We start from the raw sequence: 16,213 nt of genomic DNA on the forward strand, positions 1-16,213 counted from the left end.
CGGTCAGGCGGCTGAGGTCAGCGGAGGATCAGCCGACGGGCAGGCAGTCGGGCCGGAAGCCCGGGTCGGCGGGACCGGACCGCCCCAGGGCGCTGAGCACCCACTGGGCGACGACGAGATCCTTGGGTGCCTGGTCGTGCTCCGAAGTGCTGAGCGGACAGGCGTCCTGGAGCAGCACATTGGTGACGTAGCGGCCGGAACCCTTGAGGTAGGAGCTGGTGTACGGGAGCACGACCTCGTCGTAGCGCGTTGCGATCTGCGTGTAGTCGGGGCCGGCCGGCGCCTCGGGGTCGGCGTTGAGCTTCGTCAGCAGCTCGGAGCCGGCCGTCTGGTCCACGCAGGAAGGGCAGACGGTGGCACCGGCGGCGAGCGCCAGCGGGTTCGACGTGCCGTGATTGGACGGCACAATGCCGACCAGGTCGTCCACCTTGGTCGCCCCGCCGAGGAACTTCACGTAGTAGCGCGGCATCATGCCGCCCTGGCTGTGGCCGACGAGGTCGACCTTCTTGGCACCCGTTCTGCTGCGCACGGTGTCGACGAAGTCGCGCAACTGCGCCGCCGAGTCGGGGATCGGGGCGGTGGCCGCCTCGCCGTAGTCGAACGCGAAGACGCAGTAGCCCTCGGAGGCCAGCTTCGGCGAGAGCGTGGCCCAGTTCTCCGCCATCGTCTTGAAGGTGCCGTTGACCAGGACGACGGGCTGCGGGTGCGCCGCGTCCGGCTTGCAGGACCAGTCGTTGGCGCCGGGCGGGGCGACGGCAGGCTCCGCGGCCGAGGCGGTTCCGGATGAGGCGAGCCCCGCCGCGCCGAGTACCGCCACCGCGGCGGCCGAGATCAGCGGGCGGATGAGGTTGCGTAGACGCATGGCGTGGGGCCTTTCCGTGCTCCGGTCGTGACGCGGGTGTTCGGCAATGCCGACCGGGATACGGAATATTTGCTTCCGTGTTACTGGCGCGTCAAGACATGCGTCGTCGGAAAATGTCACACCGGCCAGGGCATGTGCCCTGGCCGGTGCGGTGGCGACGTGCGCTCGACTGTCAGCGCTTGGCGTCCGCCCACGCCCGCTGCACGGCCAGGTCGGCCTTCACCTCGGCGAGTTGGACGGCCACCGCCGAGGGCGCCGTGCCGCCGCGACCGTTCCGCGAGGCCAGCGCGCCGGGCACATTGAGGACCGTACGGACATCTGGCGTCAGATGCGGCGAAATCTTGGCGAATTGCGCGTCCGTCAGCTGGTCGAGTTCGATGCCCTGCTGCTCACAGACCTTGACGCACTCACCCGCGACCTCGTGCGCCACCCGGAACGGCACGCCCTGCTTGACCAGCCACTCCGCGATGTCCGTCGCCAGCGAGAAACCGGCCGGGGCCAGCTCCTCCATCCGTTCGCGGTTGACCGTGAGCGTCGCCATCATGCCGGTGAACGCCGGGAGCAGGACCTCCAGCTGATCGCAGGAGTCGAAGACCGGCTCCTTGTCCTCCTGGAGGTCGCGGTTGTACGCGAGGGGCAGGGCCTTCAGGGTGGCGAGCAGCCCGGTGAGGTTGCCGATCAGGCGGCCCGACTTGCCGCGCGCCAGTTCCGCGATGTCCGGGTTCTTCTTCTGCGGCATGATCGACGAGCCCGTCGAGAACGCGTCGTGCAGGGTCACGAAGGAGAACTCCTTCGTGTTCCAGATGATGACCTCCTCCGCGATCCGGGAGAGGTTCACACCGATCATGGCGGTGATGAAGGCGAACTCCGCGACGAAGTCACGGGAGGCCGTGCCGTCGATGGAGTTCCCGACGCTGCCGTGCTCGAAGCCGAGGTCCGCCGCGACCGCCTCCGGATCGAGTCCGAGCGAGGATCCCGCCAGCGCGCCCGAGCCGTACGGGGAGACCGCGGTCCGCGAGTCCCACTGCCGCAGCCGCTCCGCGTCGCGGGACAGGGACTGGACATGGGCCAGCACGTGGTGGGCGAAGAGCACCGGCTGCGCATGCTGGAGGTGCGTACGGCCCGGCATCGCCACGTCCGGGTGGGCCTCGGCCAGAGACACGAGCGCTTCCTGGAGCTCGGCGATCAGGCCGCCGATGATCCGCGCGTGGTCCCGCAGATACATCCGGAAGAGCGTCGCGACCTGGTCGTTGCGGGAGCGTCCCGCCCGCAGCTTGCCGCCGAGGTCTGGGCCCAGCCGCTCCAGCAGCCCGCGCTCCAGCGCGGTGTGCACGTCCTCGTCGGCGATCGTGCCGACGAAGTCGCCGGACGCCACATCCGCTTCGAGCCGGTCGAGCCCAGCAAGCATGCGCTCCAGCTCGTCCGCCGTCAGCAGCCCGGCCTTGTGCAGCACGCGCGCGTGGGCACGCGAACCGGCGATGTCGTACGGTGCGAGCCGCCAGTCGAAGTGCACCGACGCCGACAGCTTGGCCAGTGCCTCGGCCGGACCGTCGGCGAACCGGCCGCCCCAGAGCCGGACGTCACCGTTGTTGCTGCTCACAGCAGAAGCTCCTCAAGAGGGTGGATGTGCGACCGCCTCCCCTCCCCCCGGGCCCCGGCGGGCCTGGGGGACCCCCAGCGGAGGTACGGGGAGGCGGCTTCGTACGCGTATGGAATCAGGCGAGGTCACGCTTCGAGGCGATCTTCGACGACAGAGCGAAGATGTCGATGAAACCCTGCGCCTTCGACTGGTCGAACGTGTCGCCCGAGTCGTACGTGGCGAGGTTGAAGTCGTACAGCGACTCGTCCGACTTCCGGCCGGTGACGACGGCGCGGCCGCCGTGCAGGGTCATCCGGATGTCACCCGTGACGTGCTGGTTGGCCTCGTTGATGAAGCCGTCCAGGGCGCGCTTGAGCGGGGAGAACCACAGGCCGTCGTAGACCAGCTCGCCCCAGCGCTGCTCGACCTGCCGCTTGTACCGCGCCAGCTCACGCTCGACCGTGACGTTCTCCAGCTCCTGGTGGGCGGTGATCAGCGCGATCGCGCCCGGTGCCTCGTAGACCTCACGGGACTTGATGCCGACAAGACGGTCCTCGACCATGTCGATCCGGCCGATGCCCTGCCCGCCGGCCCGCTCGTTGAGCTGCTGGATCGCCTGCAGTACGGAGACGGGCTTGCCGTCGATGGCGACCGGGACGCCCTCCTTGAAGGAGATGACGACCTCGTCGGGCTCGCGCGGCAGGGCCGGGTTCGAGGTGTACTCGTAGATGTCCTCGATCGGCGCGTTCCAGATGTCCTCCAGGAAGCCGGTCTCGACGGCGCGCCCGAAGACGTTCTGGTCGATGGAGTACGGCGACTTCTTGGTGGTTGCGATCGGGAGCTGCTTCTCCTCGCAGAAGGCGATCGCCTTGTCCCGGGTCATCGCATAGTCACGGACCGGGGCGATGCACTTCAGGTCGGGCGCGAGAGCGACGATGCCGGCCTCGAACCGCACCTGGTCGTTGCCCTTGCCGGTGCAGCCGTGGGCGACCGTGGTCGCGCCGTGCTTCGTGGCGGCGGCGACGAGGTGCTTGACGATCGTCGGCCGGGAGAGCGCGGAGACCAGCGGGTAGCGGTCCATGTAGAGAGCGTTGGCCTTGATCGCCGGGAGGCAGTACTCGTCGGCGAACTCGTCCTTCGCGTCCGCGACCTCGGCCTCCACGGCACCGCAGGCGAGCGCGCGCTTGCGGATGACGTCCAGGTCCTCGCCACCCTGGCCGACGTCCACGGCAACGGCGATGACCTCGGCGCCCGTCTCCTCGGCGATCCAGCCGATGGCGACGGAGGTGTCCAGACCGCCCGAGTAGGCGAGTACGACGCGCTCGGTCACGGGTTTCTCCTTACGGTGCATTCGGTGATGAGTATAACTATGCAGACCTCCGTATGTTTTGTCAACGCGGTCTGTGGGCGTGCACATACTCGGCGGCGCCCGGCCATGCGCCGCGTCTACGATCGGCGCTTCGCAGGGGCGACCGGGTGGCCGCGCCAGTGCGGGAGAGGGCCCGGCCGCTCCTCGGGAAGGCTCTGCCCAAGGTCAGCGGGCCGGAGCTGGTCACCCTTGCCGCCCTGGTGCTCCGAGTGGCCTGGCGCAGCCACGGCGCCTTCGCCCGCGACCTGCTGGACCGAACCCTCCGCAGGGGGAAGCGGGAGAACGTCGAAGCTCTGCTGGCGAGCGAGGACCGCGCCACGCGCCGGTTCGCTCATCGACTCGCGGTCCAGGAGCGGCTGCTCTCCCCGGTGCGGCTCGCCCGTGCCGCCTCCGGTGACGACGACGTCGTCATCCAGGACGTCTGTGCCGAGGCGGCCCTCGCCACCGTGCGCGACGGTGCGTACGACGAGGTGCTGGGCCCGCTGCTGGGCTCCCGCCAGCCACGGGTGCGCTCCGCGGGGGTCACCGCGCTGCGCCGGGCGGGGCGTCCGGCACAGGCCAAGCCCTTCCTCGTCGACCGATCCGGTCTGGTACGCGCCTGCGCGCGCTGGGTGCTGCGGCAGCACGGCACCGATCCGCTGCCGCTCTACCGTGCGCTGTGCGCCGACCCCTCGGCCCGGTATCTGCCGTCCGCCGCGCCGCTGGGACTGGCCGAGTGCGGCACGCGTACGGACGCCGTACTGCTGGTGCCGCTGCTCGGTCACCCGTCCGGCGCGGTCCGCGCCGGTGCGGTCGCCGGTCTGCGTCTGCTCGAACGAGCCGACGCAGAGCTGCTGCTGCCGCTGCTGGACGACCTTGCGCCGTCCGTGGCCCGCGAGGCGGCCACCGCCCTGCTCCCGTCCGCGGTCCGGCTGCCCGAGGCATGGCTCTCGCTGCGGCTCACCGGGGACCGCCCTGTCCACACCAGGAAGGCGGCCTTCCGGCTGCTGCGTGCGCAGGGCGGCGTCGCCCAGCTCCGGGCGGCGGTGCAACTGCTGACGGACGAGAACCCGAGGCTGAAGGCGCTGGCCGGTCCGGCGATCCAGCTGTGGGCGGTGCCGCCGACCGGTGTGCGGCGCGGCGACGCCGAGGTGGCCGCGCTCCTGAACCGCTGTACGCACCTGTTCAGCGATCATGTACTGACACGGCTGCGGCAGGAGTTGGGTATCACCGAATGAAATCGGACACGGCGGACGTCCCCGATCGCCAATAATCCATGGCATGGGAAAGCTCTATGAACGGATCGACGGCCGACTGCGCACCTTCATCGAGGCACAGCCCCTCTTCTTCACCGCGACCGCACCCCTCTCCGGCGACGGCACCGTCAACCTCTCCCCCAAGGGTCTGATGGGCTCCTTCGCCGTCATCGACGACCGGACCGTGGCCTACCTCGACTTCGCCGGTAGCCACAACGAGACCATCGCCCACCTCCGCGAGAACGGCCGCATCACCCTGATGTGGTGCGCCTTCCAGGGGCCGCCGACCATCGTGCGGGTGCACGGCCGCGGCGAGCCCGTCTTCCGCGACGACCCGCGCTGGAAGGAGCTGCTCACCTGCTTCCCGGACATCGACACCGCCCCGCACGGACTCCGTGCCATCATCGTCGTTCGGGCCGAAGTCATCCGGGACAGCTGCGGGTTCGCCGTGCCGTACATGACGTACGACAGTGACCGCGAGACGCACGGCCAGCGGTTCTCGCGCGAAGACGACGCGTCACTCAGCGCCTACTTCGAGAAGAAGCCGGACATCGCCACCAGCATGGACGGGCTTCCGGGGCTCCCGCTGCCGCTTCCGCCGACCCCTTGAATCCGGTGGGCCGAACGGCCCAGGACGGCAGCGCACCGGCCGCGGCCCGCGTACGGTCGTGAACCATGCGCCCCCGTCTCTCACTTGGCTCCGTCCTGCTCCTTCTCGCTGCCGGTACGGTCGCGGCCTCCCCCACCCGCGCGGCCCCGCTCCCCGAGCGGATGGCCGACACTGGCGGCGGCAGCCAGCTGATCACCGCCGAGGCCCCGGGCCCGGGGTCCACCACCGGGAAGGTGACCTGGTGGGACCGCCGATCCGACGGGCGGTGGGTGGCGGCGGGCTCGGCCACGGCCCGGTTCGGGGCGAAAGGACTGGTCGAGGGCGCCCGCCGCAAGCAGAGCACCTCCACCACACCGACGGGCCTTTACGACCTCCCGTACGCCTTCGGGATCAAGGCCGCGCCCGCCGGGACCGACTACGCCTATCGCCGGGTGACGAACAAGTCCTGGTGGTGCCAGGACAACGCGTCCCTCTCTTACAACCGCTGGGTGGAGGGCCTGCCCAAGGACTGCCGGGCGAACGAGTCCGAGCATCTCGTCTCGTACCCGGTCCAGTACGCCCACGCCATGGTCATCGGCTTCAACTACGCCCGCCCGGTGCGCGAGCGCGGGGCCGGGATCTTTCTGCATGTCAACGGGCGTGGCGCGACGGCCGGTTGTGTGTCGGTGCCGGACACGGCGATGCGCCGGATCCTGGCCTGGGCCGACCCGCACCGCGGCCCGCACATCGCCATCGGCACCGCTTCGGGACGCACGGCCGTAACGCGCTACTGACGGGGGCGGCCGACTCACAGATTGCACAAGCGCCCCTCGAGTTGAACTCCACGCGCCTCGTATGCGTATTCCCGTACGCGAAAGTGGTACAGCCGAGGAGCAGTCGTGGCGATGTTGCAGAGCGGTCGGGCCGCGAGACGCCAGACCATGCGGGCGATCCGCCCCCGGCGTGACCCGGCGGTGGCGCTGCTGGCCGTCGCCTGGGCGGGGGCGGTGGCCGTGCTGTCCCTGTGGTGGCAGAACACCGCGGTGGTGCACATGACCACCGCCGAGTGGCTGATCGGTGCCGGCCGGATCACCGGGCTGCTGGGCGGATACATGATCGCGCTGGTGGTGCTGCTGATGGCACGCGTCCCGGCCCTGGAACGGCGGGTGGGTTCCGACCGGGTGACCCGCTGGCACGCGATGAGCGGCCGCTACGCGATCAGCCTGATCGTCGCGCATGTCGTGCTGACCGTCTGGGGCTACGCCGTCCAGGCCCGTACCGGTCTCGTGGAGCAGACCGTCACCGTCGTCGTCGACTTCCCCGAAATGATCAAGGCGGCGATCGGCACCGGGCTCCTGCTGCTCATCGGCTTCGCCTCGGCCGGGATGGTACGCCGCCGGATGTCCTACGAGACGTGGTACTACCTGCACCTTCTCACCTATGTCGCGGTGTATCTGACCTTCTGGCACCAGCTGGCGACGGGTGCCGAGTTCGTGGCGAACCCGACCGTGCGCACCGTCTGGTACGTGCTGTACGGAGCGGTCGGAGCGCTGCTGCTCTGGTACCGCGTCCTGTCGCCCGTGCGGCTCAATCTCTGGCACCGGATGCGGGTCGAGTCGACCGTGGACGAGGCGCCCGGTGTGGTCTCCGTGCTGATCACCGGGCGACGGCTGCACCGGCTGGGCGCCGAGGCGGGTCAGTTCTTCCGCTGGCGGTTCCTCACCAAGGGCCTGCGCTGGAGCGCCAATCCGTACTCGCTCTCCGCCCCGCCCCGCCCCACCCTGATGCGTATCACCGTCAAGGCGGTCGGCAGGCACAGCACGGCCCTCTCCCGGCTGGAGCCGGGGACGCGGGTCTGGGCGGAAGGCCCGTACGGAGCCATGACCGCCGGCCGCCGGAGCCGCAACAAGGTGCTGCTGATCGCGGGCGGCGCCGGGATCACCCCGCTGCGGGCGCTGTTCGAGACGCTGCCCGGCGGCCCGGGCGACCTGACACTGCTCTACCGGGCCAGCAAGAAGCAGGACCTGGCTCTCTGGAGCGAGCTCCAGCAGATCGCCGAGCGCCGGGACGCACAGCTGATGTACGCGGTGAACGGTCCCGACGGGGCACGGCCCGAGATCACCGCCAAACGACTGAAGGAAGTGCTGCCCGACATCGACGCGCACGACGTCTATCTCTGCGGGCCGCCAGGCCTCGCCGAGGAGTCGTACCAGGCGCTGCGCGAAGCAGGAGTGCCGTCCCGCCGGATCCACCACGAGTCCTTCGAGATGTGAGGCCGTCCTTGAAGAGGAAACATCCGCTTCGCCGGATCATGATCGGCGCCGCCGCCACCGCGTCCAGCGTCGTCCTGCTGCTCGCACTGAAGCAGCCGGGCAACACCGTGGCGGAGGCGTCGTCGCAGACCGGCTCGCAGGTACCGCCCGCCGGCTCGGCGTCCGCCGGAATCGGAGCCGGAGCCGGGGCCGGGGCGGGACAAACGGTGCTCGGTGACGTCGCCGGCACGCAGTACGGCGACGTCCAGGTCCAGCTCACCCTCAGCGGCGGAAGAATCACCGGGGCGCAGGCGGTGAAGGCGCCCAGCGCCGACGCCAGGAGCCGGCAGATCGCCGCGAGCGCCATCCCCAAGCTCAACCAGGCAGCGGTCACGGCGCAGAGCGCGCAGATCGACGCGGTCTCCGGGGCCAGTTACACCAGCGCGGGCTACATCAAGTCCCTGCAGAGCGCCCTCGACAAGGCGGGGACCGCGGGGGCGGGGGGTTCCGGTGCCGGGAATTCCGGCAACGACGGGTCCGGCGCGCAGGCCGGGTCCGGTGCGCAGCCGGGTGCGGGTTCCGGCACCGGCACCGGCTCCGGTGGCACCCCGGCGGCGAAGACCGTCCTCGGCGACGCGGCCGACACCCAGTACGGCCCGGTGCAGGTCCGGATCACGGTCAGCGGCGGCAAGGTCACCGCCGCCGACGCCGTCAAAGCGCCCAGCGCCGACGCCAACAGTCGACGGATCGCCGCCGACGCCGTGCCCCAACTGAACCAGGCAGCGGTCACGGCGCAGAGCGCGCAGATCGACGCGGTCTCCGGGGCCAGCTACACCAGCGCGGGCTACATCAAATCCCTGCAGAGCGCACTCGACAAGGCGGGTCTGTGATGCCCGACGGCCGGGAGCGCGTGCGCCATGTCGAGCACTCCATGGGCACGGTGTTCTCGTTCGACATCCGTATCGCCAACGGCAGCGACTCTCCCAGGGTGCGCGCCGGACTCGCCGCCGCCGTGGCCGGTCTGCACCGTGTGGACGAGATCTTCTCGACGTACCGTCCGGGCAGCCAGGTCAGCCGGCTCGCCCGCGGCGAGCTCTCCCTCGGGGACTGTGTCACCGAGGTCGCCGAAGTGCTCGATCTGTGCGCGGACGCGGAGCGGGAGAGCGACGGCTGGTTCACCGCCCGCTACTCCGGCGAGCTGGATCCGACCGGTGTGGTCAAGGGCTGGGCGGTGGAGTGCGCGGTCCGTATGCTCGCCTCGTCCGGTGCGGATTCGGTCTGCCTCAACGGAGGCGGCGACATCCAGCTGTACGGCGGCCCCTGGCGGGTGGGCGTCAGTGACCCGCTGCACCCGGGCGGGCTCGTCACGGTGATCGAGGCCGACGACGGCCTCGCCGTCGCCACATCGGGCCCGGCCGAGCGCGGCTGCCACATTCTCGACCCGCACACCCGTCGGCCCCCCGCCCAGGCCATGGCGTCGATGACCGTCCTCTGCCCGGGGCTGACCCGTGCGGACGCCCGGGCGACCGCCGCGTACGCCATGGGCGGGCGGGCCCGCGACTGGCTGGAGGAGCTGCCCGACACCGAGGGTTTCGCCGTCAATGCCGACGGCAGCACCTGGCAGACCAGCGGATTCGCCCGCCGCACGGCGAAGTTGGCTGTCTGACGACCGGCCGCCGACGGCCTCAGCGGTCGTTCTGGGCCAGGCGCAGCAGATGGTCCGCGAGCGCCTGGCCGCCCTCCGGGTCGCGGCTGATGAGCAGCAGCGTGTCGTCGCCCGCGATGGTGCCGAGGAGGTCGTGCAGTTCGGCCTGGTCGATGGCCGAGGCGAGGAACTGGGCCGCGCCCGGCGGCGTACGCAGCACCACCAGGTTGGCCGAGGCCTCGGCGGAGATCAGCAGTTCACCGGAGAGACGGCGCATCCGCTCCTCCTTGGCCGACTCGCCGAGGGGAGCCTGCGGGGTGCGGTATCCGCCCTCGCTGGGCACCGCGTAGATCAGCTCGCCGCCGGTGTTGCGGATCTTCACCGCACCCAGCTCGTCGAGGTCGCGGGAGAGCGTCGCCTGGGTGACGTTCAGTCCGTTGTCCGCGAGAAGCTTGGCCAGCTGGCTCTGCGAGCGCACCGGCTGCCGGTTGAGGATGTCCACGATCCGGCGGTGGCGGGCCGTACGGGTCTGCGGTACGGCGGGCCCGCCGTGCTCGGTGTCCTGCGCCTCGGTCATCGTCGTCTCATTCTCCGGATCGTCCATCCCCGCTGACTGCGTCGAGAACACCGGGCAGGGCCCGGAGGAACGCATCCACCTCCGCCTCGCCGATGAGCAGTGACGGCATCAGCCGTACGACATCGGGGGCGGGCGCGTTCACCAGGAAGCCGGCGCTCTGAGCCGCCTGCTGCGCCTGGGGCGCGAGGGGCTCGTTGAGCACGATACCCAGCAGCAGGCCCGCGCCACGGACATGGGAGACCAACGGGTGGTGCAGGGACTCGATTCCGTCCCGGATCTTCTCGCCGAGCCGCTTGACCTCGTCGAGTGTTCCACCGGCCGAGAGCGTGTCGAGCACGGCGAGTGCGGCGGCGCAGGCGACCGGGTTCCCGCCGAAGGTGGTGCCGTGCTGGCCGGGCTTCAGCAGCCGAGCGGCCTCGCCGAAGGCGACCGTCGCGCCGAGCGGCAGCCCGCCGCCAAGTCCCTTGGCGAGCGTGACGACATCGGGCTCGACGCCCTGGTGGGCCTGGTGCTCGAACCAGTGGCCGGTCCGTCCGATGCCCGTCTGGACCTCGTCGAGCACCAGCAGGGTGCCGGTGGCGCGGGTGATCTCCCGGGCGGCTTCCAGATAGCCCTTGGGCGGCACGACCACGCCGATCTCGCCCTGGATCGGCTCGATGATCACGAGCGCGGTCTCCTCGGTGACGACGGCTCGCAGCGCCTCGGCATCGCCGTACGGGACATGCGTGACGTCTCCGGGCAGCGGCAGGAACGGCTCCTGTTTGCCGGGCTGCCCGGTCAGGGCGAGGGAGCCCATGGTGCGGCCGTGGAAGCCGCCGGCCGTGGCAACCATGTGCTTACGGCCCGTCAGCCGCCCGATCTTGAAGGCGGCTTCGTTGGCCTCCGCACCGGAGTTGCAGAAGAAGACGCGTCCGGGGCGGCCGAAGAGCTGGACAAGACGCTCGGCGAGTTCGACGGGCGGCTCGGCGACATAGAGGTTGGAGACATGACCGAGGGAGGCGATCTGGCGGGAGACGGCCTCGACGACGGCGGGGTGTGCGTGGCCGAGCGCGTTCACCGCGATACCGCCGACGAAGTCGGTGTACTCGGTGCCGTCCGCGTCCCAGACCTTGGCGCCCCGGCCACGGACGAGCGACAGCTTCGGCGTGCCGTAGTTGTCGGTCATCACGCCCTGCCAGCGCTGTGTGAGTTCCTGGTTGCTCATGATTCCCCCTGTCCGTCGGGCAGGACCATCGTGCCGATGCCCTCGTCGGTGAAGATCTCCAGCAGGATCGAGTGCGGCACGCGCCCGTCGATCACGCGGGCGGTGTTGACCCCGTTGCGTACGGCGAACAGGCAGCCCTCCATCTTGGGCACCATGCCGCTGGAGAGGTCGGGCAGCAGCTTCTCCAGCTGCCTCGCGCTGAGCCTGCTGATCACCTCGTCGCTGTTCGGCCAGTCTTCGTAGAGGCCCTCGACGTCGGTGAGGACCATCAGGGTCTCGGCGCCCAGCGCCGCGGCGAGCGCGGCGGCGGCGGTGTCGGCGTTGACGTTGTAGACGTGGTGGTCGTCGGCGGACCGCGCGATGGAGGAGATGACCGGGATACGGCCGTCGTCGAGGAGTGCCTGGATGGCGCCCGTGTCGATCTCGGTGATCTCGCCGACCCGGCCGATGTCGACCAACTCGCCGTCGATCTGCGGCTGGTGCTTGGTGGCGGTGATGGTGTGGGCGTCCTCGCCGGTCATGCCGACGGCGAGCGGGCCGTGCTGGTTGAGCAGCCCGACGAGCTCACGCTGGACCTGGCCGGCCAGCACCATCCGTACGATGTCCATCGCCTCGGGCGTGGTGACCCGCAGGCCCGCCTTGAACTCGCTGACCAGGCCCTGCTTGTCGAGCTGGGCGCTGATCTGCGGGCCGCCGCCGTGCACGACGACCGGCTTGAGGCCGGCCTGGCGCAGAAAGACGACGTCCTGGGCGAAGGCTGCCTTGAGGTCCTCGTCGATCATGGCGTTGCCGCCGAACTTGATGACGACGGTCTTGCCGTTGTGCCGGGTCAGCCAGGGCAGCGCCTCGATGAGGATCTGGGCCTTGGGCAGTGCGGTGTGCTTACGGGTGCTCATGGGTCGTGAGAGTCCTCAGGAGGAGTACGCGCTGTTCTCGTGGACGTAGTCGGCGGTGAGGTCGTTGGCCCAGATGACGGCGGACTCGGACCCGGCGGCAAGGTCGGCGGTGATCTTCACCTCGCGGTAGCGCATGTCGACCAGCTCGCGGTCCTCGCCGACACTGCCGTTCTTGCAGACCCAGACGTCGTTGATGGCGACATTGAGCCGGTCGGGCTCGAACTCCGCCTTCGTGGTGCCGATGGCGGAGAGCACCCGGCCCCAGTTGGGGTCCTCGCCGTGGATGGCGCACTTGAGGAGGTTGTTACGGGCGATGGACCGGCCCACCTCGACGGCGTCGTCCTCGTTCGCGGCATTGATCACCTCGATGCGGATGTCCTTGGACGCGCCCTCGGCGTCGCCGATGAGCTGCCGGGCCAGGTCGCCGCAGACGCTCTGCACGGCATCGGCGAAGTCCTCGAACCGGGGCGTGATCCCGCTCGCGCCCGACGCGAGCAGCAGCACGGTGTCGTTGGTGGACATACAGCCGTCGGAGTCGATCCGGTCGAAGGTCTGGCGGGTCGATTCGCGCAGGGCCTTGTCGAGGGTCGCGGATTCGAGGTCGGCGTCGGTGGTGAGGACGACGAGCATGGTCGCGAGGCCGGGGGCGAGCATGCCCGCACCCTTGGCCATTCCGCCGACGGTCCAGCCTCCCCCGGACTCCGTCCCGGGGGACCCCCAGCTGACCACGGAGGTCTTGTGGACGGTGTCGGTGGTCTTGATGGCGATGGCGGCCTTCTCGCCGCCGTGCTCGCTCAGCTCGGCCGCGGCCTTGTCGATGCCCGGCAGGAGCTTGTCCATGGGGAGCAGTACGCCGATCAGCCCGGTGGAGGCCACGGCGACCTCGCCGGCGCTCCGGCCGAGTACGTCGGCGACCTTCTCGGCGGTGGCGTGGGTGTCCTGGAAGCCCTTGGGGCCCGTACAGGCGTTGGCGCCACCGGAGTTGAGCACGACTGCGGAGACCTCACCCCCGCGCAGGACCTGCTCGGACCACAGGACGGGGGCGGCCTTGACGCGGTTGGAGGTGAAGACGCCCGCGGCGGCTCGGCGCGGACCGTTGTTGACCACGAGGGCCAGGTCCGGATTGCCGCTGTCCTTGATCCCGGCGGCGATGCCCGCCGCCGAGAATCCCTTGGCTGCCGTGACGCTCACTGCATCTCCTTGTTCGCTTCTCCGCCCGTGCAGCGGAGTGGTGCTGTCTTGGTCGCTGTCAGCAGCCCGGCGGCTGCGCGTGCCTCACTCACGGAGCAACTCCGATCGTGGAAAGGCCGGTCTCCTCGGGGAGCCCGAGGGCGAGGTTCATGCTCTGCACAGCGCCGCCCGCGGTGCCCTTGGTGAGGTTGTCGATGGCACTGATCGCGATGATGCGCTGCGCGGCCCCGTCGTACGCGACCTGGATCTGAACAGCGTTGGAACCGTGGACGGACGCGGTGGCGGGCCACTGCCCCTCCGGCAGGAGGTGGACGAACGGCTCGTCCGCGAGGGCCTTCTCGTACGCTTCCCGCACGGTCTCCGCCGTCGTGCCCGGCTTCGCCTTGGCGGAGCAGGTGGCAAGGATGCCGCGGGCCATGGGCGCCAGGGTCGGTGTGAAGGAGACGCTGACCCGCTCCCCTGCCGCCGCGCTCAGGTTCTGGATCATCTCGGGGGTGTGCCGGTGGCCGCCGCCGACACCGTACGGGCTCATCGAGCCCATCACCTCGGAGCCGAGCAGATGCGGCTTGGGCGCCTTGCCCGCGCCGGAGGTGCCGGACGCGGCGGTGATCACGGCCTCGGGCTCGGCGAGCCCGGCGGCGTACGCGGGAAAGAGCGCGAGCGAGACGGCAGTGGGGTAGCAACCGGGCACCGCGATGCGCTTGGACCCCTCCAGCGCGGCACGGGCGCCCGGCAGCTCGGGAAGGCCGTAGGGCCAGGTACCGGCGTGCGGCGAGCCGTAGAACGTCTCCCAGTCGGCGGCGTCCTGCAGCCGGAAGTCGGCGCCCATGTCGACGACCAGGACCTCGTCGCCGAGTTGCTCGGCGACTGCGGCGGACTGTCCGTGCGGCAGGGCGAGAAAGACGACATCGTGCCCGGCCAGCACCTCGGCACTGGTCGGCTCGAGCACGCGGTCGGCGAGCGGCAACAGATGCGGCTGAAGGGAACCGAGCGACTGGCCCGCGTTGGAGTTGCCGGTGAGGGCGCCGATCTCGATCCCGGGGTGGGTAAGGAGCAGCCGGAGCAGTTCCCCGCCCGCGTAACCGCTCGCTCCTGCCACTGCCGCTCGTAGCGCCATCGAACCCTCCTCGTCGATGGCATGACTATACGCAACCTTGCAGATTTATGCAATCGGAAGGTGGAGGCGGCGACGGCCACATGTGACCTAGCGATTCAGCTGGCCCATAGCGCTTGGGTCCCACCAATTCGAACCGCAACTGCGTGCTCAGCCGACGGCAGCGCCGAACCACTTGGGCAGCCGGCTGAGCAGATCCTGCTGATCTTCACCGACCCACGCCACGTGGCCGTCCGGCCGCAGCAGCACCGCGGGCACGTCCAGTTCCTCGCTGACATCGACGACGTGGTCGACCCGATCCGCCCAGCCCTCCACCGAGAGCCGGCCGGTCTGGTCGAGCAGCAGGCCGCGGCCGCCGTGCATCAGCTCGTACAGGCGCCCCTGCTTCAGCTTCACGTCCCGCATCCGCCGGCCGAGCAGCTCATGGCCCTCGCCGAAGTCGTAGCGGACCCCGACCGCGGTGATCATCTCGGTCACGTACCGGTTCACCTCCTCGAAGTCCATCAGCGTCGAGAACAGCTCCCGCAGCGCGGTCGCACCCGGCTCGGTTCCCAGCAGCGTGATCTGCGCGCGGGTGTTGTCCAGCACGCGGGCGCCCACCGGGTGCCGTTCGGCGTGGTAGCTGTCCAGCAGCCCCTCCGGCGCCCAGCCGTTGACCGCGGCGGCCAGCTTCCAGCCGAGGTTGAACGCGTCCTGCACGCCGAGGTTGAGCCCCTGCCCACCGGTCGGCGGGTGGATGTGCGCGGCGTCGCCGGCCAGCAGCACCCGGCCGACCCGGTAGCGCTCGGCCTGCCGGGTGGCGTCGCCGAACCGGGACAGCCAGCGCGGCGAGTGCACGCCGAAGTCGGTGCCCGCGAACGCCCGCAGCTGCTTCTTGAACTCCTCGAGGGTCGGCGCGCCCGCACGGTCCTCGGCCACCCCGTCGGCGGGCACGACAACGCGGCACACCCCGTCCTCGTTGGGGATGACGCCGAACCGCAGTTGGGTCTTGCGGACTTCCTCGACGACGGCGGCAATCGTCGCCGGATCCTCGGTCACCTCCATTTCACCCAGCAGCGTCTCGACCCTGGCGGGCTCGCCGGGGAAACCGACGCCGAGCAGCTTGCGCACCGCACTGCGGCCGCCGTCGCACCCGACGAGGTAGCGCGAGCGCAGGTGCGTGCCTCCCCCGCCGGCTACGCCCTCATGGGCGGGGGTGCCCCCACTCGCCAGCTCGACGGTCACCCCGTCCTCGTCCTGGCTCAGCCCGACCACTTCGCAGCCGCGCCGGATCTCGGTACCGAGTTCGACGGCGCGCTCGTTGAGCAGCCGCTCGGTGGTCGGCTGCGGGGTGGCGACGCCATAGGGGTGCGCCGTGTCCAGCCGGTCCGGCCACGGCTTGACGATGCCGCCGAAGAGACCGCCGACCTGGAACTTCTCACTGACCGCGAGGAACCGGTCCAGCAGGCCGCGCTGGTCCATCATCTCGACGCTGCGCGCGTGCAGGCCCTGCCCGCGGGACTGCTCGGTCGGCTCGGTCAACTTCTCCAGCACGACCACGTGCACTCCGGCCAACCGCAGCTCGCCGGCCAGCATCAAGCCGGTCGGTCCGCCGCCGACCACGATCACGTCAATCATGAAAGCCCCCATTCAACGAGAGTGAATTCCGGTCGGCCGCTCCGCGCAGTCCGGCGGCACGCACACCCGCACCTCCGCGCCGA

General features: G+C 70.4%; 15 protein-coding genes. 6 read left to right on the forward strand and 9 right to left on the reverse strand.

What is annotated here, in order from left to right; genetic code table 11:
• Window positions 1-28 precede the first annotated feature (28 nt).
• The 3 genes from ACI2LP_RS24520 to ACI2LP_RS24530 form a co-directional block, all read right to left on the reverse strand.
• Window positions 29-862: an alpha/beta fold hydrolase gene (locus ACI2LP_RS24520; RefSeq protein WP_404726648.1), complete on the reverse strand. Its 834-nt coding sequence runs from the start codon at window positions 860-862 to the stop codon at window positions 29-31.
• A gap of 172 nt (window positions 863-1,034) precedes the next feature.
• Window positions 1,035-2,462: an argininosuccinate lyase gene (gene argH, locus ACI2LP_RS24525; protein WP_404726649.1), complete on the reverse strand. Its 1,428-nt coding sequence runs from the start codon at window positions 2,460-2,462 to the stop codon at window positions 1,035-1,037.
• 115 nt (window positions 2,463-2,577) lie between these two features.
• Window positions 2,578-3,771 carry an argininosuccinate synthase gene (locus tag ACI2LP_RS24530; RefSeq protein WP_404726650.1) on the reverse strand — a complete coding sequence of 398 codons (1,194 nt, stop codon included), beginning with the start codon at window positions 3,769-3,771 and terminating at the stop codon, window positions 2,578-2,580.
• A 146-nt stretch (window positions 3,772-3,917) separates the two neighbouring features.
• Between ACI2LP_RS24530 and ACI2LP_RS24535 the strand changes: the two genes are divergently transcribed.
• The 6 genes from ACI2LP_RS24535 to ACI2LP_RS24560 all read left to right on the forward strand — a co-directional run bounded on the left by ACI2LP_RS24535 (window position 3,918) and on the right by ACI2LP_RS24560 (window position 9,552).
• Entirely contained in the window at window positions 3,918-5,027 is a 1,110-nt protein-coding gene (locus ACI2LP_RS24535; RefSeq protein ID WP_404726651.1) for a hypothetical protein, read from the forward strand.
• A 43-nt stretch (window positions 5,028-5,070) separates the two neighbouring features.
• The gene (locus tag ACI2LP_RS24540; RefSeq protein ID WP_404726652.1) at window positions 5,071-5,655 is read left to right on the forward strand and encodes a pyridoxamine 5'-phosphate oxidase family protein; all 585 of its coding nucleotides are present in this window, start codon (window positions 5,071-5,073) and stop codon (window positions 5,653-5,655) included.
• Window positions 5,656-5,720: 65 nt separating this feature from the next.
• Complete coding sequence (locus ACI2LP_RS24545; protein ID WP_404726653.1) at window positions 5,721-6,428, forward strand: L,D-transpeptidase family protein; 708 nt, start codon at window positions 5,721-5,723, stop codon at window positions 6,426-6,428.
• Window positions 6,429-6,539: 111 nt separating this feature from the next.
• Window positions 6,540-7,907, forward strand: a complete 1,368-nt coding sequence (locus ACI2LP_RS24550; RefSeq protein ID WP_404726741.1) for a ferric reductase-like transmembrane domain-containing protein — start codon at window positions 6,540-6,542, stop codon at window positions 7,905-7,907.
• A gap of 38 nt (window positions 7,908-7,945) precedes the next feature.
• Window positions 7,946-8,776, forward strand: coding sequence for an FMN-binding protein (locus ACI2LP_RS24555; protein ID WP_404726654.1), 831 nt, complete (start codon window positions 7,946-7,948; stop codon window positions 8,774-8,776).
• Window positions 8,776-9,552, forward strand: a complete 777-nt coding sequence (locus ACI2LP_RS24560) for an FAD:protein FMN transferase (RefSeq protein WP_404726655.1) — start codon at window positions 8,776-8,778, stop codon at window positions 9,550-9,552. The genes ACI2LP_RS24555 and ACI2LP_RS24560 overlap by 1 nt, the downstream gene beginning before the upstream one ends.
• 19 nt (window positions 9,553-9,571) lie before the next feature.
• Here the strand turns inward: ACI2LP_RS24560 and ACI2LP_RS24565 are convergent, their stop codons facing one another.
• The 6 genes from ACI2LP_RS24565 to rox all read right to left on the reverse strand — a co-directional run bounded on the left by ACI2LP_RS24565 (window position 9,572) and on the right by rox (window position 16,130).
• Entirely contained in the window at window positions 9,572-10,108 is a 537-nt protein-coding gene (locus tag ACI2LP_RS24565) for an arginine repressor (protein WP_404726656.1), read from the reverse strand.
• 7 nt (window positions 10,109-10,115) lie between these two features.
• Window positions 10,116-11,312 carry an acetylornithine transaminase gene (locus ACI2LP_RS24570; protein ID WP_404726657.1) on the reverse strand — a complete coding sequence of 399 codons (1,197 nt, stop codon included), beginning with the start codon at window positions 11,310-11,312 and terminating at the stop codon, window positions 10,116-10,118.
• A complete protein-coding gene (gene argB, locus ACI2LP_RS24575) occupies window positions 11,309-12,208 on the reverse strand; it encodes an acetylglutamate kinase (RefSeq protein WP_360876246.1) in 900 nt (299 codons plus the stop codon). Before argB ends, ACI2LP_RS24570 begins: the two co-directional genes overlap by 4 nt.
• 15 nt (window positions 12,209-12,223) lie before the next feature.
• On the reverse strand, window positions 12,224-13,399 hold the full coding sequence (argJ, locus tag ACI2LP_RS24580) for a bifunctional glutamate N-acetyltransferase/amino-acid acetyltransferase ArgJ (protein WP_404726658.1): 1,176 nt from the start codon (window positions 13,397-13,399) through the stop codon (window positions 12,224-12,226).
• 88 nt (window positions 13,400-13,487) lie between these two features.
• Window positions 13,488-14,516: an N-acetyl-gamma-glutamyl-phosphate reductase gene (gene argC / locus ACI2LP_RS24585; RefSeq protein ID WP_404726659.1), complete on the reverse strand. Its 1,029-nt coding sequence runs from the start codon at window positions 14,514-14,516 to the stop codon at window positions 13,488-13,490.
• Between the two features lie 147 nt (window positions 14,517-14,663).
• Complete coding sequence (gene rox, locus ACI2LP_RS24590; protein WP_404726660.1) at window positions 14,664-16,130, reverse strand: rifampin monooxygenase; 1,467 nt, start codon at window positions 16,128-16,130, stop codon at window positions 14,664-14,666.
• Window positions 16,131-16,213: the final 83 nt, after the last annotated feature.

Origin of the sequence: Streptomyces sp. NPDC019890, assembly GCF_044903445.1 — a bacterium.
Classification (GTDB): Bacteria; Actinomycetota; Actinomycetes; order Streptomycetales; family Streptomycetaceae; genus Streptomyces.